Here is a 21,733-nt window from a genome sequence, read left to right as displayed (position 1 = left end):
AACTCAGGCGGTGGGCTCGAGGGCCTTGGCGGGCCCGATGTCCTCGGTGCGGGGCAGGTGGCGGCTGATGAAGTACTTGTAGATCGCGCCGCCGATGACCGCGCCGACGATCGGCGCGACGATCGGGACCCACCAGTACGGGTTGCCGTACTGGTCGCTCCACGCGGTGTCGTAGCCGGTCAGCCAGGACGCCAGGCGCGGGCCGAAGTCGCGGGCCGGGTTGATGGCGTAGCCGGCGTTGGTGCCCCAGGCCATGCCGATCGCGACGACCAGGAAGCCGACGACGACCGGGCCGAGGTTGGCCGCGGGCGCGGTGTTGCGCAGGTCGGTGATGGCGAAGATGACCAGCGCCAGGATCGCGGTGCCGATCACCTGGTCGCGGAAGGCGCCCCAGTCGCCGACCGGCAGTGTGCCGTTGCCCGGCAGGGTGGAGAACACGCCCTGGGTCTTGATGGTCAGGCCCGGGTCGACGGCGTTCAGGACCTCGGTGTAGTTCCAGCGCACCAGCAGCGCGGCGACGAACGCGCCCGCGGTCTGGGCCAGCGCGTAGGGTGCGACCTTGCGCCAGGAGAAGCCCTGGAACACGGCGAGCGCGACGGTGATCGCGGGGTTGAGGTGGGCGCCGCTGATCCGCGAGGCGACGTAGACGCCCAGCGTGACGCCGATGCCCCAGGCCCAGGCGATGCTGTCGTGGTCCCCGATGCCGGCGGCCGACACCTGGGCCACCACCCCGCATCCGAACAGGATGAGGATCATCGTCCCCACGAACTCGGCGGCGAGTTCGCCGGCGAGTCCGCGGGCCTTGAGGCTTCGCGTCATTGCTTCCTCCACAAAGGACCGGTTCCCCCATTGGTGACGCCGAAGCTATGACCGGCGGTGAGACCGCGGCAACGCGCGGTGGTCGGCATTGTCGAACACTCGGAAGTGCGGTTCGACATTGTCGAACCCGGTGCGGGCGGGTTAGGGTCCCCGCTGTGCCGGGTCCCATCCAGTCCATCGAGCGCGCCGCCGCGATCCTCCGGCTGCTGGCGCGTGGTTCCGGGCGCCTCGGCGTCGTGGAGATCGCCGAGTCGCTGGAGCTGGCCAAGGGCACCGCGCACGGCATCCTGCGCACCCTGGCCGGCGTCGGGTTCGTCGAGCAGGACCGCGACACCGGCAAGTACCAGCTCGGCGCCGCCCTGCTGCACCTGGGCAGCAGCCACCTCGACGTGAACGAGCTGCGGTCGCGGGCGATCAACTGGGCCGACGCGCTGGCCGCCCGCAGCGGCGAGGCGGTGCGGATCGGCGCGCCGCTGGAGGGCCGGGTGCTGGTGGTGCACCACGTGTTCCGGCCGGACGACAGCCCGCAGACCCTGGACGTCGGCGCGATGCTGCCGCTGCACGCCACCGCGCTGGGCAAGGTGCTGCTCGCCTACGACGCCGCGCTGCTGGCGTCCTGGCGCGCGGCCGGGCCGGAGGCCTACACCCGCCGGACCCTCCCGCCGTCCGCGGTCGCCCGCGCGCTGGCCGAGGTGCGCCGGGCCGGATGGGCGGCCGAGCGCGGTGAGATGGTGCCGGGCGAGGCCGGGATCGCCGCGCCCATCCGCGGGCACGGTGGCATCGTGGTCGGCGCGATCGGCGTGTCCGGCGCCGAGGACCGGATCTGCGAGCCGAGCGGGCACCCGAAACCGCGGCTGCTGGAGCAGGTCCGCGACGCGGCCAGGGCGGTTTCGCGCGACCTCGTCGCGTCCCGGTGAGGAGGAGGTGATCCGGTGCAGCACTACGTGATGGCGGTCGACCAGGGCACCACGTCCACCCGGTGCATCCTGTTCGACGCCCGCGGGCGGCTGGTGTCCGTGGCGCAGCGCGAGCACCAGCAGCACTTCCCGCGCCCGGGCTGGGTCGAGCACGACGCGACCGAGATCTGGCGCAACCTCGGCCGGATCGTGCCGCAGGCGCTGGCCGACGCCGGCATCGGCGCGGAGCAGGTCGCCGCGCTCGGGATCGCCAACCAGCGCGAGACGACCGTGCTGTGGGACCGGCACACCGGAGCCCCCGTCGGGCGCGCGATCGTGTGGCAGGACACCCGCACCGACGCCATGGTCGAGGCGCTGGCGCGCGAACCGGGCGCGGACCGCGTCCGGCGGCTGTGCGGGCTGCCGCTGGCGACGTACTTCTCGGCGCCGCGCATCCGCTGGCAGCTGGAACACACGCCGGGCCTGCGTGAGCGGGCCGAGCGCGGGGACGTGCTGTTCGGCACGATCGAGAGCTGGCTGATCTGGAACCTCACCGGCGGGCCGGACGGCGGGGTGCACGTCACCGACGTCACCAACGCCTCGCGCACGATGCTGATGAACCTGCGCACGTTGTCCTGGGACGACGAGCTGCTGGAGTTCTTCGACGTGCCGCGGGCGATGCTGCCGGAGATCCGCTCGTCCACCGAGGTGTACGGCACGACGTCGCGGGTGGTGCCGGGGATCCGGATCGCCGCCGCGCTGGGTGACCAGCAGGCCGCGTTGTTCGGCCAGACCTGCTTCGCGCCCGGCGAGGCGAAGTGCACCTACGGCACCGGCAGTTTCCTCTTGCTCAACACCGGAACGACCCCGGTGCTGTCCACGCACGGCATGCTCACCACGGTCGGCTTCCGCATCGGCGAAGAGCCCGCGGTGTACGCGCTGGAAGGCTCGATCGCCGTCACCGGCTCGCTGGTCCAGTGGTTCCGCGACGGGCTCGGCCTGATCGGCAGCGCGCCGGAGATCGAGACGCTGGCGCGCACCGTCGAGGACAACGGCGGCTGCTACATCGTGCCGGCGTTCTCCGGGTTGTTCGCGCCGCACTGGCACAGCGAGGCACGCGGGGTGATCGCCGGGCTGACCTCCTACATCACCAAGGGGCACCTGGCGCGGGCCGTGCTGGAGGCCACCGGCTGGCAGACGCGCGAGGTGGTCGAGGCGATGAACGCCGACTCCGGGATCGCGTTGTCCACGCTGCGCGTCGACGGCGGGATGACCGCGGACAACCTGCTGATGCAGTTCGTCGCGGACGTCCTGGACGTGCCGGTGGTGCGCCCGATGGTGGCGGAGACGGTGTCGCTGGGCGCGGCCTACGCGGCGGGTTTGTCGGTGGGGTACTGGCCGGACCTGGAGGGGCTGCGGCGCAACTGGCACCGGGCGGGCCAGTGGCTGCCGGAGATGGACCCGTCCCGCCGCGAGCGGGAGTACGCGCACTGGCGGCAGGCGGTGGAGCTGACGTTCGGCTGGACGCGCCCGTCCCCGGCGGCGACGCCCGGCACCGACGTGACGGAGCTGGTGCAGGCCGACCACCGGCGGATGGAGGAGCTGTTCCGCGAACTGCGCGACGACGAGGCCGACCGGGCCGCGCTGGCGGGTGAGCTGGTGTCGCTGCTGACCGCCCACGCCACGGCGGCTTCGCGCGTCCTGCGCGCCGTCGTGCCGGACTTCGCGGCGGACGCGCGGGCCGCGCTGGACCCCGGCCCGGAGGGGGAGAAAGCGTTGCTGCGCCTGGAAAGCATCGTGGCCGAGCACATCCGCGCCGTCGAGCGCGGCCTGCTCAACGAGCTGCGGCGGACGGTCTCCCCGGCGGAGCGGATCGGGCTGGGCCGGGCGTTCGCGGCGGAACGCGCGCGCCGCCTGCGCTGAGCCCCCGGCGATCCGCGGCGACGGCTGCGGACGAGAGCGTGACCGCACTGCACGGTCTCACGCTTCGCACTGTCGACCGCCTACCGTCAGGGCTACCTGTCGGGCACGGGCGACGTTTTGGGTGCGCTGTTCAGTCAGTGTCGCGGAGCTGGATCGGAGCGTGGCGTTCGCTCCGATCCAGCCCCGAGAAGGGCGCCGGCGACACGCCGCAGCGCGACCACGACGGCGGCGATCCACTGCCGGTTCGGTTGCCCGCGGTCGTCTTGGCCGTCGGGCACCTCCAGTGTCCGTGCCCAGCTCGTCGAGAGCGCTACCAAGGGAGTCACGACCGCCGCGCCGGGGCGGTCAGCGCGTCAGGTCCGCCACCGTCGGCGCGATCGTGCCGAACAGGTCGCCGATCGTGGTCAGGGCCGCGGTCTGCAGCGTGCCCGCCGCCACCGCGGTGCCGTCCGGGGCGGGCAGGGCCCGGGTCGCGGTGGCCTCGGCGACGATCGTCGGGCGGTAGCCGCGGTTGAAGGCACCCTGGGCGGTGAACGTGACGCACATGTGGGTCATGAAACCGGCCAGCACCAGGTCCGTGCCGGAACCCAGCTCGCGCAGCACCTTCTCCAGCCCGGTCTCGTGGAAGGCGTCCGGGAAGCGCTTGACCACCACGGGCTCACCCTCGGCGGGCGACACCTCGGGGCTGATCGCGCCGATCTCGGCCCGGATGTCGTACGGGCTGCCCGGCCCGCCATCGTTGAGCACGTGCACCACCGGCGCGCCGGCCGTGCGGGCCGCGGCGAGCAGGCGGGCCCCCGCGGTGAGGGCGGGCTCCGCGCCCTCGAGGGTCATCACCCCGGTGCGGTAGGTGTTCTGGAAGTCGATCAGCACGACGGTGGTGTCGGCGAGCCGGGGCAGCTCGGCGCCGAGGCCGAGCACCTCCCGCAGGGTCGGGGAAACGGGCATGACGGAACTCCTTCTGGGCAGGGAAACGGCAGGCGCGGCGGGATTGCCGCGCCCGAAATCACAGGGTCAGACGGTGGTGCGGAACCGGCGCCGGTAGGCGGCCGGCGTGGTGCCGATCTGCTTGCGCATCGCCCGGTGCAGCGTCTCCACCGAGCCGAGCCCGCATGCCGCGGCGATCCGGTCCAGCGGCTCGTCGGTGCTCTCCAGGAGGCGGCGCGCGGCCTCGACCCGGGCGGCCTCGACGTAGGCGGCCGGCGTGCGGCCGGTCTCCTGCCGGAAGACGCGGGCGAAGTGCCGCTCGCTCAGGCACATCCGGTCCGCCAGCGCCGCGGTGGACAGGTCGCCGCCGAGGTTGTCGGCGATGAACATCCGCAGTTCGTCGATGTCCCGCCGCGCGGCGGGCGGCGAGCTCAGCGGGACCGAGAACTGGCTCTGCCCGCCCTGGCGCTTGAGGTACATGACCAGCTGCCGCGCCACGTCCAGGGCGACCTCCTCGCCCAGGTCCTCGGCCACCAGCGCCAGCGCGAGGTCCATGCAGGCGCTGATCCCGGCGCCGGTCCACACGTCCCCGCAGCGCACGAAGATCGGGTCGGGGTCCACCCGCACCGCCGGGTGGTCGGCGGCCAGCTGCGCGGCGGTCGACCAGTGGGTGGTGGCGGTCTTGCCGTCCAGCAGCCCGGCCGCGGCCAGCACGTGCGCTCCCACGCACACCGAGGCGACGCGGCGGGCCTGCGGCGCGGTCGCCTTCACCCAGGTCACCACCTCCTGGTCGATCCGGGCGACCGGCCCGTCCGGGCGCAGGTCGACCGCGCCGGGCACCAGGAGCGTGTCCAGCGCGCCGTCCACCTCGGCGAACGCGAGATCGGTCACCAGCCGCACCCCCGCCGACGTCGTGACGACGCCGCCGTCCGGTCCGGCGAGCTGGACGACGTAGCCGGCCGCGCCCCGGGTCGCCCGGTTGGCCAGCGTGAACACCTCGGCCGGGCCGGTGACGTCGAGGAGGTCGACGTCGGGGAAGACCGCGATCACGACACGGCGGGTGGTTGCCATGCACCCATCGTGACCGGCGGCGGCCATGGCGGCAATGACGGTGTTCTGTCACATCCGGACACGCCTCACAATCGGGGGCGCTGTCTCGTCAAGAGGGGGAGCACGAGACCGAGGGAGCCACCATGACCACCGATCCGGGCCTGAGCGCCGTCATCAGCGAGCGGCGCCAGCTGATCAACCTCGCCTACCGGCTGCTCGGCACCCTCGCCGACGCCGAGGACGTCGTGCAGGAGACCTACGCCCGGTGGTACTCCCTGTCCCGCGCCCAGCAGGAGGCGATCGAGTCCCCGGGCGCCTGGCTGACGACCGTGGCCAGCCGGATCTGCCTCGACCTGCTCGGCTCGGCCCGCGCCCGCCGCGAGCGGTACGTCGGCGAGTGGATCCCGGAACCGCTGCCCGACCGCGAGTCCGCCGCCGACCCGGCCGACCGCGTCACGCTCGACGAGTCGGTCAGCATGGCCTTCCTCGTCGTGCTCGACGCGATGACCCCGGCCGAGCGGGTGGCGTTCGTGCTGCACGACGTGTTCCGCTACCCGTTCGCCGAGGTCGCCGAGATCGTCGGCCGCACACCCGCGGCGTGCCGTCAGCTCGCCACGTCGGCGCGGCGCCGCGTCCGCGACGCGCGGGTGCCCGCCGCCTCCGGCGAGCAGCGGGCGGAGGTCGTCCGGAACTTCAAGCGGGCGTGGGAGAACCGGGACATCCGGGCGCTGGTCGGGCTGCTCGACCCCGGCGCGACGGTGGTCGCCGACGGCGGCGGTCTCGTCAGCGCCGCGCCGCACCCGATCGAAGGCGCGGAGGAGATCGCGCGCTACATGGCCGCGCTCGTCGAGCAGGCCCCCGGTCTCGGCCTGGAGGAACGCCCGGTCAACGGCCAGCCCGGCCTGGTGGTCCGGCACGCCGGCCGCACCGAGGCGGTGCTGGCGTTCGAGGTCGACGGCGACCGCGTGACCCGCATCTGGGCGGTGCGCAATCCGGAGAAACTGCGGCCTTGGACCGATTCCTGACCCCTGCCCGGTTTGTCTAGGCTGGGGGCCGGACGACGGGGGTGGGCGATGAGCGTGCGCAGTGCGGAGTTCCACGAGATGGTGGACGCGCTGGCGGAGGTCGAGCGCGGCAAGGGCAGCGAGTACACGTCCTACAGCGTGCGGGGCAAGCGGTTCGGCTACTACTGGCCGCGCACGGAGACCGTGGGGCTCAAGCAGACCCTGATCGAGCAGCAGGCGCTGGTCGCGGAGCGGCCGGAGGTGTTCGAGGAGCAGTTCACCGCGGGCGGGTTCGGCTGGGTGGTGGTCCACCTGGCCGGCATCGACGCCGACGAGCTGGCCGAACTGGTCTACGAGGCGTGGCGGCTGTCCGCGCCGGAGGAGCTCATCGCCGCGCAGCCGTTGCCGCGCTAGCTGTCGTGACCTGACAGGTGTGGATGGTCGGTGAGCAGGGTGCGGTTGAAGCATTCGCCCCTGCCGTTCGGTCTGCGCAGGCAGGCGGGTGGGGCTGTGCCGCGGGCGGTCGGCCAACCGCATGATCAACTGCCGGGCCTACTGGTAGTGGATGCGTCGCAACACCCACTCCGCCCGGAGGCCCTCCCCACGATCAACCCAACACGCCGTCCACAACCTCACGAGTCACAACAGCTGGCGATCACCACGTCACCGGCGGCACGACCTCGCCGGTCGCGCGCCCGTCCGGGGTGAGCAGCCAGCCCATCCGCTTCGGGGTGCGCAGGTTGATCCCGTTGTCGCGCACGGTGAGCCACGGCAGCTTCTCCCCGATGAGGCGCTCCAGCCGCAGCAGGTCGGCCAGCGACCGGGTCCACACGGTGAAGGCGATGTTGCTGTCGCCGGTGGTGGACAGGCACATCCGCAGTTCCGGCAGCGTCGTGATCGCCTCGATGGTGCGCTGCTGGTCGGCCGGGGCGACGCTGGCCAGCCAGGTGCTGCTGATCGGCCAGCGCGACACCGACTGGGCGACCTCGCACCGGAACGACAGCAGCCCCGAGGCGAGCAGCCGGGCGAGTTGCCGCCGCACGGTCGCCGGGTTGCGCCCGGTCAGCGACGCCAGCTCGGCGGCCGTGCGCCGCCCGTCGTGGGCCAGCGCGGAGATCAACGGGCCCGCGTTCGGCGGCGCGGTCACGCCCGGCGCCGGGCGGGTGGCCCGGGCCGCGGCCTCGAACGCCAGCTCCTGCGACCGGTTCAGCGCGTCCAGCCGCCACGAGCTGCCGTCGCGGTGGGTGGCGCTGACGACGTGCGTGCGCTGCCGCTGCACGCCGGGCATCCGCGGCAGGTCGTCGAGCACGAACGTGGTCAGCCCGGCCAGATCGGGGGTGATCACGGTGAGCAGCAGGTCGCGGCCACGCGTCGACTCCTCGACGGTGACCGCTCGCGGATCCGCGCACACCGCCCGCAGCACCTCGTCCCGCGCGGCGGGCTGACAGTCCACCTCGACCAGCGCCAGGACGACCCGCCGGTAGTCGCCGCCGGGGTGGGCCGTCACCCACGCCACCCCGGCCTCCCGCAGGCGGGCCCAGCGCGCCGCTACCGTCGCCGGGGTCGTGCCCAGGATCCTGGCCGCGTCCGCCCAGGTCACCCGCGGCGCGATCTGCAGCCCGTGCAGCAGCTCGAGGTCCCGCTCGTCCAGGTCCGGATGCACGAAAACCTCCCTGAGCCCGGAAACGGTGCGCGAATCATGCGATTTCAGCGGCGACAGGGTAGCCGCTGCGCAAACTCCTGGGAACAACGTGACCACGAGGAGGGCGAGAACGGATGTCGGTGGTGGCGGACGCCAGGGCGATGGCGGAGGACCTCGTCCGGCTGCGGCGGGACCTGCACCGCGAGCCGGAGGTCGGCCTGCACCTGCCCCGCACGCAGGAGCGCGTGCTCGCGGCGCTGGACGGCCTGCCGCTGGAGATCACCACCGGCCGCAGCTCCACCGCGGTCACCGCCGTGCTGCGGGGCGCCCGCTCCGGCCGGGCGGTGCTGCTGCGCGCCGACATGGACGGGCTGCCCGTGCAGGAGGCGACCGGGCTGGACTACGCCTCCCGCGCCGAGGGGACCATGCACGCCTGCGGGCACGACCTGCACACCGCGATGCTCGCCGGCGCCGCCCGGCTGCTGTCCGACCGCCGCGACCGGCTGGACGGGGACGTGGTGTTCATGTTCCAGCCGGGGGAGGAGGGCTGGGAGGGCGCCCGGGCGATGATCGACGAAGGCGTGCTCGACGCGGCAGGCCCGCGTGTGGAGGCCGCATACGGGCTGCACGTGTTCTCCACGTTCGAGCGCGGGTTCACCAGCAGGCCCGGTCCGATGATGGCCGCCTCCGCGTCGTTCGCGGTCACCGTGCGCGGCCGCGGCGGGCACGGCTCGGCCCCGCACCTGGCGCGCGACCCGGTGCCGGTGGCCGCCGAGATGATCACCGCGCTGCAGACGATGGTCACCCGCCGGTTCGACGTGTTCGACCCCGTGGTGCTCACCGTCGGGGTGGTGCGGGCGGGATCGCGCAGCAACATCATCCCGGAGACCGCCCGGTTCGAGGCCACCGTCCGGACCTTCTCCCGCGACGCCGGGCAGCGCGTGCGGGACGCCGCGGTCCGGCTGGTCCGGGGCATCGCGCAGGCCCACGACGTCGAGGCCGACGCCGAGTACCTGGAAGCCCGCCCCGCGACGGTCAACGACGACGGCGAGACCGCGTTCGCCCGCGACGTGGTGCGCGAGACGTTCGGCGACGACGGCTACGCCACCATGCCCAACCCCATCGCCGGCGCCGAGGACTTCTCCAGGGTCCTCGCCGAGGTGCCCGGCTGCTTCCTCGCGCTCGGCGCGCTGCCCGCCGGCGCCGACCCGCGCCGGGCGGCGTTCAACCACAGCCCCCACGCCGTGTTCGACGACTCCGTGCTCGCCGACGGCGCGGCCCTGTTCACCGAGCTGGCACGGCGCCGGCTCGCGTCCGAAGGAGACCGACCATGACCGAGACCGCGCAGCGCGGCACCCGGGCCCCGGCCACGAGCCGCACCACCACGCTCGTCGGCACCGGGCTCGGGCACGCGCTCGAGTGGTACGACTGGGGCATCTACGCGATCTTCGTGCCGTTCTTCGCCACGCAGTTCTTCGACCGCGGCAACCAGTTCTCCGCGGTGCTGTCCAGCCTGGCCGTGTTCGCCGTCGGGTTCGTCGCGCGGCCGCTGGGCGGGCTGCTGTTCGGCTGGTTCGCCGACCGCGCCGGGCGGCGAACCGCGATGACGGTCACGGTCGCGACCATCGCGGGCGCCAGCTTCGTCATCGGCATCGCCCCCACCTACGCCGCCGTCGGCGCGTGGGCGTCGCTGATCCTGCTGCTCGCCCGCGTGGTGCAGGGCCTGGCGTGCGGCGGGGAACTGCCGTCCGCGCAGACCTACCTGTCCGAAATGGCGCCCGCGGCGCAGCGCGGGCGCTGGTCCAGCCTGATCTACATCGCCAGCGTCTTCGGCAACACCGTCGGCGTCGTGCTCGGGCTCGTCCTCACGGTCGTGCTGACGCCGGAGCAGATGCAGTCCTTCGGCTGGCGCATCCCGTTCCTGCTCGGCGGCGTGTTCGGGCTGGTGGCCGTCTACATGCGACGGAACCTGACCGAGAGCGAGACCTTCACCGCGTCGCGGCGGCGGGAGAAGGTCCGGCTGTGGCCGGCGATCCTGGAGCACCGCAGGCAGGCACTGCAGGTGATCGGGCTGTCCATCGGGTTCACCGTCGTCTACTACTCGTGGGTGATCGCCGCCCCGGCGTACGCGATCAGCTCCCTGCACATCGGGTCGACCGCCGCGCTGTGGGCCGGGGTCGGGTCGGCGGTGATCCTCATGGTCACCATGCCGTTCTGGGGCATGCTGTCCGACCGGATCGGGCGGAAACCGGTGCTGCTGATCTCCACCCTCGGGTGCGCGGCGCTGCTGTTCCCGGTTCAGTTCATCGTGCGCACCAGCGCGTGGCAGCTGTTCCTGGGCATGAGCCTGGCGGCGGTGTTCATCTCCGCCGGGGTGTCGATCCTGCCCGCGGTGTACGCGGAGATGTTCCCGACCGCGATCCGCGCGCTGGGGCTCGCCGTGCCGTACTCGATCGCCGTCGCGGCCTTCGGCGGGACCGCGCCGTATCTTCAGGCGTGGGTGGGCGCCGAGTTCGGCCGCTCCGCCTTCACCGGATACCTCGTCCTGCTGATGCTGGTGTCCAGTGCCGCCATCGCCACCCTGCCCGAGACCCGAGCCAAGGAACTGAGCTGAACCATGTCCCTGCTGGACGCGCTGACCGACGGCCACCGCATCGCCGATCTCTCGCAGCCGCTGGAGAACGGCATGCCGTCCTCGCCGACGCACCCGCCGTTCCGGTTCGCGCTCGCCCAGCGGCACGGTGACGTCGTCCGCGAGGACGGCCTGACCGGGTCGCACGAGCTGATCACCATGGGCGGGCACGTCGGCACCCACATGGACGCGGTCAGCCACGTCGCGGCCGACGGTGTCCTGCACGGCGGGGTGCCGGTGGCGCAGGCGCTGGAGCGGGGACGCTACCGGGTCGGCGGCATCGAGGCGGTGCCGCCGATCCTGTGCCGCGGGGTGCTGTTCGACATCCCGCGGCTGCGGGCCGTGCCGCGGCTCGGGCCCGGGGAGGCCGTCACGGCGGAGGATCTCGCCGCGACCGGCCTGGAAGTGCGCGCCGGGGACGTCGCGCTCGTCCGCACCGGGTGGGCGCAGCTGTGGGACCGGCCCGCGGATTATCTCGGCGGCGAGGGTGGTGTGCCGGGGCTGGACGCGAGCGGTGCGCGGTGGCTGGCCGAGCGCGGGGTGCGCGCGGTCGGCGGCGACACGATCGCGCTGGAGCAGATCAGCCCCGAGGCGGGGCTGGGGCGGTTGCCGGTGCACCGGATCCTGTTGCAGGAGAACGGGATCAACATCATCGAGGTGATGAACCTGGAGGAGCTGGCGGCGGCGGGACCAGCGGAGTTCCTGTTCGTGTGCGCGCCGCTGCCGGTCGTCGGGGCCACTGGCGCGCCCGTGCGGCCGCTGGCAGTGTGGTGACGCGTGACCGGTCAGAGGGAACGGATGCTCGCGGGGGAGCTGTACCGCGCGGACGACCCGGAGCTGCAGGCCGCGCTGCGGCGGGCGGCGGAGCTGCAGCGGCGGTTCAACGACGGTGGGGACCCGGCGGTGCTGCGTGAGCTGCTGGGGTCGGTGGGGGAGGACGCCGAGGTGCGGCCGCCGCTGTACGTCGACTACGGCTCGCACATCGGCATCGGGCCGCGCGCGTTCCTCAACTACGGCGCGGTGCTGCTGGACGTCGCCCCGATCACGATCGGCGCGGACGCGCAGATCGGCCCCGGCGTGCAGCTGCTGACCCCCACCCACCCGCTCGACGCGCGGCTGCGGCGGGAGAAGTGGGAGGCCGCGGAGCCGATCACCCTGCACGACAACGTGTGGCTCGGCGGTGGCGTGATCGTATGCCCCGGCGTGACGATCGGCGAGAACACCGTGGTGGGTGCGGGGTCGGTGGTGACGCGCGATCTGCCGCCGGACGTGGTGGCGGTCGGCAACCCGGCGCGCGTGGTGAAGAAACTCTGAATTCCCTCCCCGTCCTGTCGATCCGGCGCGTGGTGGCTCGACGTACCGGTAAGGACGAGGAGAAAGGACGAGAGCGATGACCACCACGACGCTGCTGACCCGGATCGCACTGGACGACGCGCTCGTCGCCGAGGACCACGCCGAGGAGTGCGGGTTCCTGGACCCGCTGGACCGGATCACCTGCCCGGTGCACCGCCGCTGGATCCACCAGTGCTGCCACAGCGACCTGCACGTCAGCCAGGTCAGCGGGCACCGGTGGTGCCGCCCGTGCAAACGGGCGCTGGAAGTGGCGGTCGACGAGGTGCTCGGCACGGTCGCCCTGAGGTGCCCCAAGTGCGCCCGCGGAAGCCACACCCGCGCCGACGCGCAACTGATCACCGCCTGCGAAGCGAGCCTCGCCGCGGCATCCCGCAGCGCGCGGCGCGCCGCCTGAAAATTCTTGGTCACCTCTGCCCGCCGTGCGTCACTTACTGGTGGAGCCGAGGGAGGACGACATGAGCAGACGGACCGGCAGGACGCGCGGACGGGCAGGCAGGCGATCCCGGCCGGCTCCGACGTGACGGGCGGGCCGGACGATGTCGCCGAGCGCGCCATGACGCTCCGCAAGCTCTACTACGCCGACCTCGCCGGGTACGCGGTCAAGCTCGGGTGCCCGGTCTCCGAGGCGCGCACGATCGCCGAGGACGCGGTGACGGAGCTCGTCCTAGGCGAGCACCGGGGGACAGTGGGGCCGATCGAGCAGGAGCGGGCCTGGCTGTTCGCGACCGTGCGCAACATGGCGCTCGCCGCGCGGCGCAAAGCCCGCTGGAACGCCGACGCGGACGCCCACCTGATCGCCGACCGGACGCGGCAGCGCACCTGGGCCTCGCCGGAGGCTCACCTGGAAACCGTGGAGACCCTGCGCGCGCTCCGCTCCCTGCCGGGCAGCCATCGCGACGCGGTGGTGCTCGCCGCGGAGGGGTTCTCCCTCCGGGAGATCGCCGATGCCCTCGGGATTTCGGTGCCCGCGGCCAAGAAGCGCGTCTCGCGGGGGCGGCGGGCGCTGCGGGACCTTCTCGAACCGCCCGGCGGGAGGCACAGCGATGATTGACGACGACGTCCTGACCACCCGGCTGACCGCCGCGGGCGCGCACCTCGACCGCCTCTTCACGACCGATCTCGACGATCCGGCGCGGGTCCGGGCGTTCCGGGCGCGGGTGGCGCGCGAGGTCGCCGGCGACGGGCTCGCCGCCGCCGTGGCCGGGGATCCCGTCGCGGTCGAACGGCTTCTCGCGGAGATCCGGCCGCTGGTCGTCCGGTACTGCCGGGCCCGCGTCGGCAGGCACGGGTCCTTCGCCGCCGCCGACGACGTCGCCCAGGAGGTGTGCCTCGCGGTGCTCACCGCCCTGCCCGGCTACCGCGACCAGGGCCGGCCGTTCCTCGCGTTCGTCTACGGCATCGCCCAGCACAAGGTCGCCGACGCCCACCGCGCGGCGGGCCGGAACCGGGCGGAACCCGTCGCGGAGGTGCCGGACCAGGCCGACGGCGAGACCGGCCCCGAGGCGCGCCTGCTGCACCGCGAACTGAACGACCGCATGTCGCGCTTGCTGCGGGTGCTGCCGGACAAGCAGCGGGAAATCGTGGTGCTGCGGGTGGTCGCCGGGTTGTCCGCGGAGGAGACGGCCGAGGTGGTCGGGTCGACGCCGGGCGCCGTGCGCGTCGCGCAGCACCGGGCACTCGCGAGCCTGCGCAAGGCCCTCGCCGCGAGCGAGGTCTAGCGCGCCCACTCCGGCACCCACACGTCCCCGCCGGCGGTGGCCCGGTGGCGGCTGCGCAGGTAGTCGAGGAAGCTCGCCAGCACCGGGTGGGCGTTGTCGGCCCGCCAGATCACCGAGTGCGGGTACACCGGCGTCGGACCGACGACCGGGATCCGGCGCAGGTCGTAGCTCTCCGGCCACAGGTACCGCGAGCCCTCGCCGACGAAGGTCGCCAGCCGGGCCGAGTCGGCGATCTCCGCGAGCAGCGCTTCCACCCCGAAACTCGGCCCGATCGTGTCGATGGTGAGCCCGAACGCGGCCGCGAGGTCCTCGTAGTAGCCCTTCGCCTCGGTGTCGACGAGGCCGGGCATCCAGATCGGGTGCCCGGCGAGCTCGGCGAGCGTCACCGCGGCCGCGCCGGCCAGCGGGTGCCGCGGACCGACCAGCACCTGGTGCCGGTCGTCGATCACCCGTGCCGCCCGCAGCCCGGCAGGCACCTTCCCCGCGGTCGCCCGCAGCGACCGGAAGGTGGCGTCGAGCGTGCCCGCCGCGACCTCGGCCAGCGCCGACGCCGCGTCCACGGTCAGCGTGACCACGTCCAGTTCGATGCCGGGATGCTGCCGGTAGAAGTCGTGCAGGATGCCGGCGGCCGCGACCCGCCGGTTCAGCACGTCGATCCGCAGCGCCCGCCGCCCCGGTGTGACCGCCGTCAGCGCGCGCTCCGCCGCGCGGAGCAGTTCGCGGGCGTGCGGCAGGAACGCCTGCCCGTCCACGGTGAGCCGCACACCGCCGGCCGTGCGCACGAACAGCCGCACGCCGAGCTGCCGCTCCAGGCCGGCCACCCGTTTCGACGCCGCCTGCTGCGTGACGCCCAGCTCGTCCGCGGCCGCCTGGAACCGGCCCGCCGCGGCGACCGCGGCGAAGGTCCGCACCGCCTCGAGATCCACGGCGCCGAACCTACTGCCACAACCAGCGGTTGTGCCGCCGCGTCGAAGCGGTTGTTGACAAAAGGCAGGTATTTACCTGCATAATGGTCGGCGTGAGCGCGGAAGCGATGGACGCGGTGTTCAAGGCGCTGGCCGACCCGACCCGGCGGCTGGTGCTCGACCGCCTGCGGGAGCAGAACGGGCAGACCCTGAGCCAGGTGTGCGAGCCGCTGGGGATGGCCCGTCAGTCGGCGACCCAGCACCTCGACGTCCTGGTGCGGGCCAATCTCGTGACCGTGGTGCGCCGCGGCCGGGAACGCCTGCACTACCTCAACCCCGGGCCCATTCACGAGATCGAGCAGCGCTGGATCGCCGAGTTCGACAAACCCCGGCTGCGTGTGCTCGCGGCCATCAAAGACCAGGCAGAGGAGTACGCCATGACCGTCCCGGACTACGTCTACGTCACCTACATCCGCGCGAGCGCCGACCAGGTGTGGCGGGCGCTCACCGACGCGGACCTGACCGCCCGCTACTGGGGGCACGCCAACATCTCCGACTGGCAGCCCGGTTCGGTGTGGGAGCACCGCCGCGTGGACGGGTCGGGCGCCGTGGACGTGGTGGGCAAGGTGCTCGAGTCCGAGCCGCCGACCCGGCTGGTGATCACGTTCGAGGATTCGCTGGGCGAGTCGCGGGACCCGTCGGTGGTCACCTTCCTCGTCGAGCCGCACGAACAGATCGTGCGCCTCACCGTGACCCACGAGAGGCTGCCCAACGAGGAGATGCGCAACGGCATCTCCAGCGGCTGGCCCGCGGTGCTGGCGAACCTGAAGTCGCTGCTGGAGACCGGGGACGTGCTGCCGCAGGCGCCGTGGGAGATGTCGGAGGCGCACGCCTGACCCGGCCGCGCTGAGCGGTTGCCCGCTCTGTGGGACGGCTACCGCGAATCCGCCGGAATCCTCCATGATCCGAGGGACTTCCACGGCTCAGGGGGTGGTGACGGTGGCCCGGATCCTCCGCGCGTTCGGTCGCGCGCTCGGCAGCATCGGCCACGCGATGGTGCCGGCCGGCGCGCCCTACGACGTCGGTTTCGCGTTGCCCCGTCCGGACTATCCGCCGCTGGGCCATCCGGCCGACCGTCTCGCCGTGCCGCTTTCGGCGCGGGAACGGGAAGCGTTCCACGTGCTGGCCGCGGACCTCGCGCTGTGAACGTGCGACGGCGAACCGTGCTCGGCGTGGCGGGAGTCGCCGCCGCCGGTCCGTTGTGGACAGCAGCGACCGTGGCGGCCGACACTCCCATCGTGAAACCCCTGCCGCCGGAGGACTTCACCGTGCTCGGCACGAACGCCGAGATGCGGTGGGACTCGCCGCACCCGGTCGGGGACATCGTGCCGGTGTCCCGGTTCTTCGTGCGCAACCACACCGCCACCCCGCTGCTCGACGCGCGGACCTGGCGCCTGGAGATCACCGGCGACGGGCTCCGGGGCGGGCCGGTCACCGTCACCTACGACGACCTGCTGCGCCTGCCGTCGGAGACGATCACCGCGGCCATCGAGTGCGCGGGCAACGGGCGCGGCTTCTTCACCTCGCAGCAGGGGCAGACCGTGTCCGGCACCGCGTGGCGGCTCGGCGCGATCGGGGTGGCGCGCTGGCGGGGCGTGCCGCTGGCGACGCTGCTGCACCGGGCCGGCCTCGCTCGCGACGCCGTCGACGTGCTGCCCGAAGGTCTCGACGCCGACTACGTCACCGGCGGCGTAAACCTGGGCCGGGTGCGGCGCCCGCTGCCGGTGGGCAAGGCGCTCGACGACGTCCTGGTCGCCTACGAGATGAACGGCGAACCGCTGCCGCCGGACCACGGCTTCCCGGCGCGGCTGGTGGTGCCGGGCTGGATCGGCATCGCGTCCATCAAGTGGCTCGGCCGCATCCAGGTGTCCCGCACTCCGCTGGATTCGCCGTGGGACACGCAGTACTACCGGCTGACCGGCCCGGACTACCCGCCGGAAGGGGTGCTGGTGACGCGGCAGAACACCAAGAGCGTGTTCGAACTGCCGTGGCGGGCGACCCTCGCCGCGGGCCGGGAGCACGTGCTGCGTGGCCGGTCCTGGTCCGGCACCGGCGGCATCCGCCGGGTCGACGTGAGCACGGACGACGGCCGCACGTGGCGGCGCGCCGAGTTCGTCGGCAGCGGCGGCGGGTGGCAGCGGTGGACGCTGCGGTGGCGGCCGGGCCTGGGCGAGCACACGCTGCGGGCGCGCGCGGTGGACCGGCACGGCGTGGCCCAGCCGGACATCGAATTGTACAACACGCAGGGCTACCTGTTCGGCGCGGTGGTGCGCCACCCGGTGGTGGCGGTCTGACGTGGCGGGCCGGTGCGGGTGGCGGCAGCGTCCGCTGGTGCGGGTGGCAGTGCCTCTCGGCAACGGTGTCCTGGCCGGCCGCCATGGCCGACGGGCGCTCGGCGCCACCCGGTGGTGGCGGTCTGACGTGGCGGGCCCGTGCCGGGTGGCGGCAGCTTCCGCTGGTGCGGGTGGCAGTGCCTCTCGGCAACGGCGGCGCTGTCCTGGCCGGCCGCCATGGCCAACGGGCGCTCGGCGCCACCCGGTGGTGGCAGTCTGACGTGGCGGGCCCGTGCCGGGTAGCAGCAGCTTCCGCGGTGCGCGGCAGCGTCCCTCGGCCTGGCGGCGTGTCCTGGCCCGCCGCCACGTCCAACGGGTGCCCGGTCTAAGCGCTGCGCGTGTAGAAGAAGTCCTCTCCACCGCCGGAATCGCCGGTCGTCACCTCGACCGGGCAGCCGAGCACACCGGACAGTTCCGCGCCCAGCCCGGCGATGTCGTCGGCCGTCGCGGCGGGGCGTAGCGCCACCGCCAGGTCGAGGCCGGAATCCGGGCGGTCCTCGCCGCGGGCGGCGGGGCCCGTCAGCCACGCCCGCGTCACCGGGTAGCGCGCGAGGACCTCGGTGGCGCTTCGCCGCTGGCGCTCCAGGAGCTCGCTCGGGCGCAACGCGTTCACGAGCTCCGTGGCGAGGTGGAAACCCGCCGCGCGCAGCAGGCGTTCCAGCATCGCGACCGACGGCTGGCGGCGCCCGGCCTCGATCGTCGCCACCGTCGACTGTGGCACGCCCGCCAGGCGCGCCAGTTCCCGTTGCGACAGTCGCCGCTGCCCGCGGGCGGCGGAAAGCAACTTCGCCGCGGTTCCGGTGACAGCGGATCCGCTCTCGATTCCCTCGCTATCGGTACTCGTTTCGTCACCCATTTCCGCGCGGAGAATTGTCCCGGCGATTTTCCGGAGTATAGGTCCACCCCGGACGCCGATGCCGGAAACCGTCCTGTTGAACCGTGTTTTGACGCCCCAGTAGGGAAATGGTGAGTAGATCTTGGACAAAGATCGTGTCGTGGAAATTGTTTTTCGGCCGCCGCTCGCAGTTTTTCCGCCGAGGCGGCGGGGTAGTTCTCGGCCGGTACATCCTGCTCGCCCCGATGAGTTCGGGGGGTGGCGCGTGGGTTGTCGGCAGGACTCGCCAATCGCCGGAGTCAGGAGGACTACGAATGAAGGCAGGATCGCGTGTCGCCCTCGGTGTCGGGCTCGGCTACCTACTGGGCCGCACGAAGAAGATGCGCCTGGCGCTGATGATCGCGGCCGCGGGAGCGACCGGCAAGACCGGCGTCACCCCGGGGAAGCTGCTGCAGAACGGCCTGAGCCAGCTCGGCTCGTCCGCGGAGCTGACGAAACTGACCGACGTCGCCCGCGACCAGCTGCTCAGCGCGGCGAAGGCGGCCGCCGTGACGGCGGCCTCGCAGCGCATCGAGTCGCTCAGCGAGCGCCTCCAGGACGGTGCGAAGCGCCCGTCCGCGGACGAGGGCGCCGAAGAGGAGCCGGAGGACACCGACGAGGAGACCGAGGACCGGGCCGAAGAAGCGCCCGAAGAGGACGAAGAGTCCCAGGAAGAGCCGGAGGAGGAGCCCGAAGAGGAGCCCGCGGCACCCGCGCGCGCCCGCCGCACCGCCACCCGACGCCGCCGGCCCGAGCCCGAGCCTGAGGACGAGGACGAAGAGCCCGCTCCCACCCGGGCGCGCCGCACCGGCCGGGCGGCCGCCGCCCGCACCCCGGTCCGCCGGGCGCGGAGGTGAGCGCCGTGGCCACCGACCAGATCAGGAAGACTCTCGAGAAGACCACCGACACGGCCTCCGGCGTGGCCGACGCCGCCCCAAAGCCGTCCAGCGAGCTGACCGAAGCGCTGCGCAAACTGGCCGGCGCGGTCACCACCCGCGCGTCGACCTCGCTGGCGAACCGGATCACCTCGACCTCCGGGCGCCTGCAGGACTACGCCTCCGGTGGCGGCGGTGGCGGCCTGATCGAAGCCGTCACCGGCGGCAAGCCCAGCGTCAAGGGCAAGGCGATGATGGGCGCGGTCAAGGGCGGGCTGTCCGGGCTCGCGGACAAGGTGAAGGACGCCGTTTCCGGCGGCGGTGGTGGCGGGGGCGGCAAGCTCAAGGTCACCAACATCGTCGAGCAGGCCGACATCGGCGCCCCGATCGACCTGGTGTACGACCAGTGGACCCGCTTCACCGAATTCCCGCGCTTCATGAAGAAGGTCGAGAACGTCGACCAGACCAGCGACGAGAAGCTGACCTGGAAGGCGCAGATCTTCTGGTCGCACCGCACGTGGGAGTCCACGATCCTCGAACAGGTCCCCAACGAGCGCATCGTGTGGCGCTCCAAGGGCGAGAAGGGGCACGTCGACGGCGCGGTCACCTTCCACGAGCTGACCCCGGACCTGACCCGCGTCGTGCTGGTGCTGGAGTACCACCCGCAGGGCCTGTTCGAGCGCACCGGCAACATCTGGCGGGCCCAGGGGCGGCGCGCGCGGCTGGAGCTCAAGCACTTCCAGCGGCACGTGATGACCGAAGCGATCCTGCACCCGGACGAGGTGGAGGGCTGGCGCGGCGAGATCCACGACGGCCAGGTCCAGGACAGCGACGAGGAACCGGAGGAGGAACCCGAGGAGCCGGAGCTCGACGAGGCCGAGGCGCCCGACGAGGAAGAACCGGACGAGGAAGAACCCGAAGACGAAGAGCCCGAAGAAGAGGCCGAGGAACCGCCGGCGCGCCGGACACGCGCCCGGGCGTCGGCGGGCAGAGGACGGAGCAGGCGATGACGACAGCGGTTCAGCCGTCGGGCGGCGGCGGGGGCCTGGACCGGCCCACCTCCAGCAGCCTCGCGGACGTGATCGACACGATCCTGGACAAGGGACTCGTCCTGGACGCCTACGTGCGCGTGTCGCTGGTCGGGATCGAACTGCTGACCATCGACGCCCGGGTCGTCATCGCGAGCGTGGACACCTACCTGCGGTTCGCCGAGGCGGTGAACCGGCTGGACATCTCCGACACCGAGCAGAAGGGCCTGCCGGACCTGCTGGAGGACGTGACCTCCGGCGGCTCGAAGGCGAAGACCCGGGGAGCGCTGGAAGCCGCGGGCGAGAAGCTGCAGGACCTCCTCGGCGGCGACGAGGAGCCGGAGCGCGCCCGCCGGAAGGGCGGTGGGCGATGAGCGAGGAGCGGGAGACGGTGGTCTACGTGTACGGCATCGTGCCGTCCGACGTCGAGACCGATCCGGAGGCCCGTGGCGTCGGCGACCCGCCTGCCGAGGTCCGCGCGGTCAAGCACGACCGGATCGCCGCGCTGGTGAGCGAGGTTCCGCGGGACAAGCCGCTCGGGCGGCCGGAGGACCTCACCGCGCACGCGGCGCTGCTCGACGCGGCCGCCGCCGAGGTGCCGGTGCTGCCGTTGCGCTTCGGCGCCGTGGTCACCGACGAGGACGCCGTGCGCACGGAACTGCTCGAAGCCAACCAGGACGACTTCGTCGCGGCACTGGACGAGCTGGAGGGCAAGGCGCAGTACGTCGTGAAGGCGCGCTACGTGGAGGAGACCATCCTGCGCGAGATCCTCGAGTCCGACGAGAAGCTCGCCCAGTTGCGGGAGGCGATCCGCGGGAAGTCCGAGGACGCCACGCGCAACGAGCGGATCGCGCTGGGTGAGGGGATCGGCAACGCGATCGCCGCCCGGCGCGAGGCCGACACGAAACGGGTCGCCGACGCGCTCGCCGAGATCGGCGCCCAGGTCGCCCCGCGCGAGCCGACGCACGAAGAGGACGCGGTGCACCTCGCGTGCCTCGTCGAGACGGCGAAGCAGTCCGATCTGGAGGAAGCCGTCGACCGCGTCGCGCGGGACTGGTCGGGCCGCGCCGAGGTGCGCCTGCTGGGCCCGCTCGCGGCGTACGACTTCGTCGTGACACAACGGCCGGAGGCGTAGCGCATGGGCCTGCTGTCCGGGATCCTCGGCCTCCCGCTGCTGCCGGTGCGCGGCGTGATCCAGCTCGGCGAGCTGATCCAGCGCCGGGTCAACGAGGAACTCGCCGCGCCCGCGTCGATCCGCCGTGAACTCGAAGCGGCGGAGGAGAAGCGCGCGGCGGGGGAGATCTCGGCGGAGGAGGAGGCCGAGGTCCAGCAGCAGGTCCTGCGGCGGCTGGACGTGACGGAGACCGACGAGAAGGAGAGGTGACCGCCAAGTGGCTGCACGCGATGAGGCCGGCGGAGACGGCGTGCTGTCCGCGCCGGAAGCGGCGTCGCGGGCGCTCGCCCACGCCGGCGAGCTGATCAGCCGGAACCCGGTGTCGGTCACCTCGGTCGAACCCACCGACGACGGCTGGCTCGTCGAGCTCGAAGTGCTGGAGGACCGGCGGATCCCGTCCTCGGCCGACATGCTCGCCCTGTACGAGCTGGAACTCGGCGCCGACGGGGAGCTGCTCGCCTACCGGCGCACCAAGCGGTACGTCCGCGGCCGGGCCGACAGCGGAAGCGGGGTGTCCTGA

Annotated in this window: 26 protein-coding genes; 20 read left to right on the top strand and 6 right to left on the bottom strand. The window is 73.0% G+C overall.

Annotated features, from left to right (window positions below):
• Positions 1-3: 3 nt before the first annotated feature.
• Entirely contained in the window at positions 4-819 is an 816-nt protein-coding gene (locus ABZ193_RS18335; RefSeq protein WP_020422810.1) for an MIP/aquaporin family protein, read from the bottom strand.
• Positions 820-974: 155 nt separating this feature from the next.
• On the opposite strand from ABZ193_RS18335, the gene ABZ193_RS18330 reads away from it, so the two are divergent.
• Both ABZ193_RS18330 and glpK read left to right on the top strand, forming a co-directional pair.
• A complete protein-coding gene (locus ABZ193_RS18330) occupies positions 975-1,736 on the top strand; it encodes an IclR family transcriptional regulator (RefSeq protein ID WP_354710735.1) in 762 nt (253 codons plus the stop codon).
• A gap of 30 nt (positions 1,737-1,766) precedes the next feature.
• Positions 1,767-3,638, top strand: coding sequence for a glycerol kinase GlpK (gene glpK, locus ABZ193_RS18325; RefSeq protein WP_354710774.1), 1,872 nt, complete (start codon positions 1,767-1,769; stop codon positions 3,636-3,638).
• Positions 3,639-3,983: 345 nt separating this feature from the next.
• Here glpK and ABZ193_RS18320 read toward each other — a convergent pair whose 3' ends face one another.
• Both ABZ193_RS18320 and ABZ193_RS18315 read right to left on the bottom strand, forming a co-directional pair.
• A complete protein-coding gene (locus ABZ193_RS18320; RefSeq protein ID WP_354710734.1) occupies positions 3,984-4,586 on the bottom strand; it encodes an isochorismatase family protein in 603 nt (200 codons plus the stop codon).
• Between the two features lie 66 nt (positions 4,587-4,652).
• Positions 4,653-5,636, bottom strand: coding sequence for a GlxA family transcriptional regulator (locus tag ABZ193_RS18315; protein WP_354710733.1), 984 nt, complete (start codon positions 5,634-5,636; stop codon positions 4,653-4,655).
• Between the two features lie 122 nt (positions 5,637-5,758).
• Between ABZ193_RS18315 and sigJ the strand changes: the two genes are divergently transcribed.
• Together sigJ and ABZ193_RS18305 are read left to right on the top strand one after the other, a co-directional pair.
• Positions 5,759-6,640 (top strand): RNA polymerase sigma factor SigJ, encoded by an 882-nt coding sequence (gene sigJ, locus ABZ193_RS18310; RefSeq protein WP_354710732.1) that lies wholly within the window; start codon positions 5,759-5,761, stop codon positions 6,638-6,640.
• Between the two features lie 48 nt (positions 6,641-6,688).
• A complete protein-coding gene (locus ABZ193_RS18305; RefSeq protein WP_020422805.1) occupies positions 6,689-7,033 on the top strand; it encodes an MmcQ/YjbR family DNA-binding protein in 345 nt (114 codons plus the stop codon).
• Positions 7,034-7,274: 241 nt separating this feature from the next.
• On the opposite strand, the gene ABZ193_RS18300 is transcribed toward ABZ193_RS18305, so the two are convergent.
• Positions 7,275-8,282: an Lrp/AsnC ligand binding domain-containing protein gene (locus ABZ193_RS18300; protein WP_354710731.1), complete on the bottom strand. Its 1,008-nt coding sequence runs from the start codon at positions 8,280-8,282 to the stop codon at positions 7,275-7,277.
• Positions 8,283-8,395: 113 nt separating this feature from the next.
• Here ABZ193_RS18300 and ABZ193_RS18295 point away from each other — a divergent pair, with 113 nt between their 5' ends.
• From ABZ193_RS18295 to ABZ193_RS18265, 7 genes are all read left to right on the top strand, one after another.
• Entirely contained in the window at positions 8,396-9,595 is a 1,200-nt protein-coding gene (locus ABZ193_RS18295; protein WP_354710730.1) for a M20 family metallopeptidase, read from the top strand.
• The gene (locus ABZ193_RS18290; protein ID WP_354710729.1) at positions 9,592-10,875 is read left to right on the top strand and encodes an MFS transporter; all 1,284 of its coding nucleotides are present in this window, start codon (positions 9,592-9,594) and stop codon (positions 10,873-10,875) included. Before ABZ193_RS18295 ends, ABZ193_RS18290 begins: the two co-directional genes overlap by 4 nt.
• Positions 10,876-10,878: 3 nt before the next feature.
• Positions 10,879-11,667, top strand: a complete 789-nt coding sequence (locus ABZ193_RS18285; protein WP_354710728.1) for a cyclase family protein — start codon at positions 10,879-10,881, stop codon at positions 11,665-11,667.
• Positions 11,668-11,670: 3 nt separating this feature from the next.
• Positions 11,671-12,207: a sugar O-acetyltransferase gene (locus ABZ193_RS18280; protein WP_354710727.1), complete on the top strand. Its 537-nt coding sequence runs from the start codon at positions 11,671-11,673 to the stop codon at positions 12,205-12,207.
• Positions 12,208-12,283: 76 nt separating this feature from the next.
• Positions 12,284-12,640 carry a hypothetical protein gene (locus ABZ193_RS18275; RefSeq protein WP_354710726.1) on the top strand — a complete coding sequence of 119 codons (357 nt, stop codon included), beginning with the start codon at positions 12,284-12,286 and terminating at the stop codon, positions 12,638-12,640.
• Between the two features lie 159 nt (positions 12,641-12,799).
• Positions 12,800-13,297, top strand: coding sequence for a sigma-70 family RNA polymerase sigma factor (locus ABZ193_RS18270; protein WP_354710725.1), 498 nt, complete (start codon positions 12,800-12,802; stop codon positions 13,295-13,297).
• The gene (locus ABZ193_RS18265; protein WP_354710724.1) at positions 13,290-13,964 is read left to right on the top strand and encodes a sigma-70 family RNA polymerase sigma factor; all 675 of its coding nucleotides are present in this window, start codon (positions 13,290-13,292) and stop codon (positions 13,962-13,964) included. The genes ABZ193_RS18270 and ABZ193_RS18265 overlap by 8 nt, the downstream gene beginning before the upstream one ends.
• Here the strand turns inward: ABZ193_RS18265 and ABZ193_RS18260 are convergent.
• On the bottom strand, positions 13,961-14,890 hold the full coding sequence (locus tag ABZ193_RS18260; protein WP_354710723.1) for a LysR family transcriptional regulator: 930 nt from the start codon (positions 14,888-14,890) through the stop codon (positions 13,961-13,963). The two genes, ABZ193_RS18265 and ABZ193_RS18260, sit on opposite strands and share 4 nt — an antisense overlap.
• An 83-nt stretch (positions 14,891-14,973) precedes the next feature.
• On the opposite strand from ABZ193_RS18260, the gene ABZ193_RS18255 reads away from it, so the two are divergent.
• The 3 genes from ABZ193_RS18255 (at position 14,974) to ABZ193_RS18245 (ending at position 17,223) form a co-directional block, all read left to right on the top strand.
• A complete protein-coding gene (locus ABZ193_RS18255) occupies positions 14,974-15,765 on the top strand; it encodes a metalloregulator ArsR/SmtB family transcription factor (RefSeq protein WP_354710722.1) in 792 nt (263 codons plus the stop codon).
• Positions 15,766-15,868: 103 nt separating this feature from the next.
• A complete protein-coding gene (locus ABZ193_RS18250) occupies positions 15,869-16,075 on the top strand; it encodes a hypothetical protein (protein ID WP_235716301.1) in 207 nt (68 codons plus the stop codon).
• Between the two features lie 92 nt (positions 16,076-16,167).
• Entirely contained in the window at positions 16,168-17,223 is a 1,056-nt protein-coding gene (locus tag ABZ193_RS18245) for a sulfite oxidase (RefSeq protein WP_354710721.1), read from the top strand.
• Positions 17,224-17,587: 364 nt separating this feature from the next.
• Here ABZ193_RS18245 and ABZ193_RS18240 read toward each other — a convergent pair whose 3' ends face one another.
• A complete protein-coding gene (locus ABZ193_RS18240; RefSeq protein WP_193354352.1) occupies positions 17,588-18,046 on the bottom strand; it encodes an XRE family transcriptional regulator in 459 nt (152 codons plus the stop codon).
• Between the two features lie 365 nt (positions 18,047-18,411).
• On the opposite strand from ABZ193_RS18240, the gene ABZ193_RS18235 reads away from it, so the two are divergent.
• Genes ABZ193_RS18235 through ABZ193_RS18210 form a run of 6 tightly spaced genes read left to right on the top strand, consistent with a single transcriptional unit; the run spans position 18,412 to position 21,733 of the window.
• Positions 18,412-18,993, top strand: coding sequence for a hypothetical protein (locus ABZ193_RS18235; RefSeq protein WP_354710719.1), 582 nt, complete (start codon positions 18,412-18,414; stop codon positions 18,991-18,993).
• Between the two features lie 5 nt (positions 18,994-18,998).
• On the top strand, positions 18,999-20,021 hold the full coding sequence (locus ABZ193_RS18230) for an SRPBCC family protein (protein ID WP_354710718.1): 1,023 nt from the start codon (positions 18,999-19,001) through the stop codon (positions 20,019-20,021).
• Entirely contained in the window at positions 20,018-20,413 is a 396-nt protein-coding gene (gvpJ, locus tag ABZ193_RS18225; RefSeq protein WP_020418066.1) for a gas vesicle protein GvpJ, read from the top strand. Before ABZ193_RS18230 ends, gvpJ begins: the two co-directional genes overlap by 4 nt.
• On the top strand, positions 20,410-21,174 hold the full coding sequence (locus ABZ193_RS18220; RefSeq protein ID WP_020418065.1) for a GvpL/GvpF family gas vesicle protein: 765 nt from the start codon (positions 20,410-20,412) through the stop codon (positions 21,172-21,174). Before gvpJ ends, ABZ193_RS18220 begins: the two co-directional genes overlap by 4 nt.
• Positions 21,175-21,177: 3 nt before the next feature.
• Positions 21,178-21,423, top strand: a complete 246-nt coding sequence (locus tag ABZ193_RS18215; protein WP_020418064.1) for a gas vesicle protein GvpG — start codon at positions 21,178-21,180, stop codon at positions 21,421-21,423.
• A gap of 7 nt (positions 21,424-21,430) precedes the next feature.
• The gene (locus tag ABZ193_RS18210; protein WP_039791447.1) at positions 21,431-21,733 is read left to right on the top strand and encodes a gas vesicle protein; all 303 of its coding nucleotides are present in this window, start codon (positions 21,431-21,433) and stop codon (positions 21,731-21,733) included.

The organism is Amycolatopsis sp. NPDC006125, from assembly GCF_040614195.1.
Taxonomy (GTDB): domain Bacteria; phylum Actinomycetota; class Actinomycetes; order Mycobacteriales; family Pseudonocardiaceae; genus Amycolatopsis_E; species Amycolatopsis_E tucumanensis.
Note: the sequence above shows the minus strand (reverse complement) of the source record. Positions and strands in the feature narration are given on the sequence as shown.

Coding starts and splice junctions, on each gene's coding strand:
- ABZ193_RS18335 (WP_020422810.1), bottom strand. CDS start 819: ATGACGCGAAGCCTCAAGGCCCGCGGACTCGCCGGCGAACTCGCCGCC.
- glpK (WP_354710774.1), top strand. CDS start 1,767: ATGGCGGTCGACCAGGGCACCACGTCCACCCGGTGCATCCTGTTCGAC.
- ABZ193_RS18320 (WP_354710734.1), bottom strand. CDS start 4,586: ATGCCCGTTTCCCCGACCCTGCGGGAGGTGCTCGGCCTCGGCGCCGAG.
- ABZ193_RS18315 (WP_354710733.1), bottom strand. CDS start 5,636: ATGGCAACCACCCGCCGTGTCGTGATCGCGGTCTTCCCCGACGTCGAC.
- sigJ (WP_354710732.1), top strand. CDS start 5,759: ATGACCACCGATCCGGGCCTGAGCGCCGTCATCAGCGAGCGGCGCCAG.
- ABZ193_RS18305 (WP_020422805.1), top strand. CDS start 6,689: ATGAGCGTGCGCAGTGCGGAGTTCCACGAGATGGTGGACGCGCTGGCG.
- ABZ193_RS18295 (WP_354710730.1), top strand. CDS start 8,396: ATGTCGGTGGTGGCGGACGCCAGGGCGATGGCGGAGGACCTCGTCCGG.
- ABZ193_RS18290 (WP_354710729.1), top strand. CDS start 9,592: ATGACCGAGACCGCGCAGCGCGGCACCCGGGCCCCGGCCACGAGCCGC.
- ABZ193_RS18285 (WP_354710728.1), top strand. CDS start 10,879: ATGTCCCTGCTGGACGCGCTGACCGACGGCCACCGCATCGCCGATCTC.
- ABZ193_RS18275 (WP_354710726.1), top strand. CDS start 12,284: ATGACCACCACGACGCTGCTGACCCGGATCGCACTGGACGACGCGCTC.
- ABZ193_RS18270 (WP_354710725.1), top strand. CDS start 12,800: ATGACGCTCCGCAAGCTCTACTACGCCGACCTCGCCGGGTACGCGGTC.
- ABZ193_RS18265 (WP_354710724.1), top strand. CDS start 13,290: ATGATTGACGACGACGTCCTGACCACCCGGCTGACCGCCGCGGGCGCG.
- ABZ193_RS18255 (WP_354710722.1), top strand. CDS start 14,974: ATGGTCGGCGTGAGCGCGGAAGCGATGGACGCGGTGTTCAAGGCGCTG.
- ABZ193_RS18235 (WP_354710719.1), top strand. CDS start 18,412: ATGAAGGCAGGATCGCGTGTCGCCCTCGGTGTCGGGCTCGGCTACCTA.
- gvpJ (WP_020418066.1), top strand. CDS start 20,018: ATGACGACAGCGGTTCAGCCGTCGGGCGGCGGCGGGGGCCTGGACCGG.
- ABZ193_RS18220 (WP_020418065.1), top strand. CDS start 20,410: ATGAGCGAGGAGCGGGAGACGGTGGTCTACGTGTACGGCATCGTGCCG.
- ABZ193_RS18215 (WP_020418064.1), top strand. CDS start 21,178: ATGGGCCTGCTGTCCGGGATCCTCGGCCTCCCGCTGCTGCCGGTGCGC.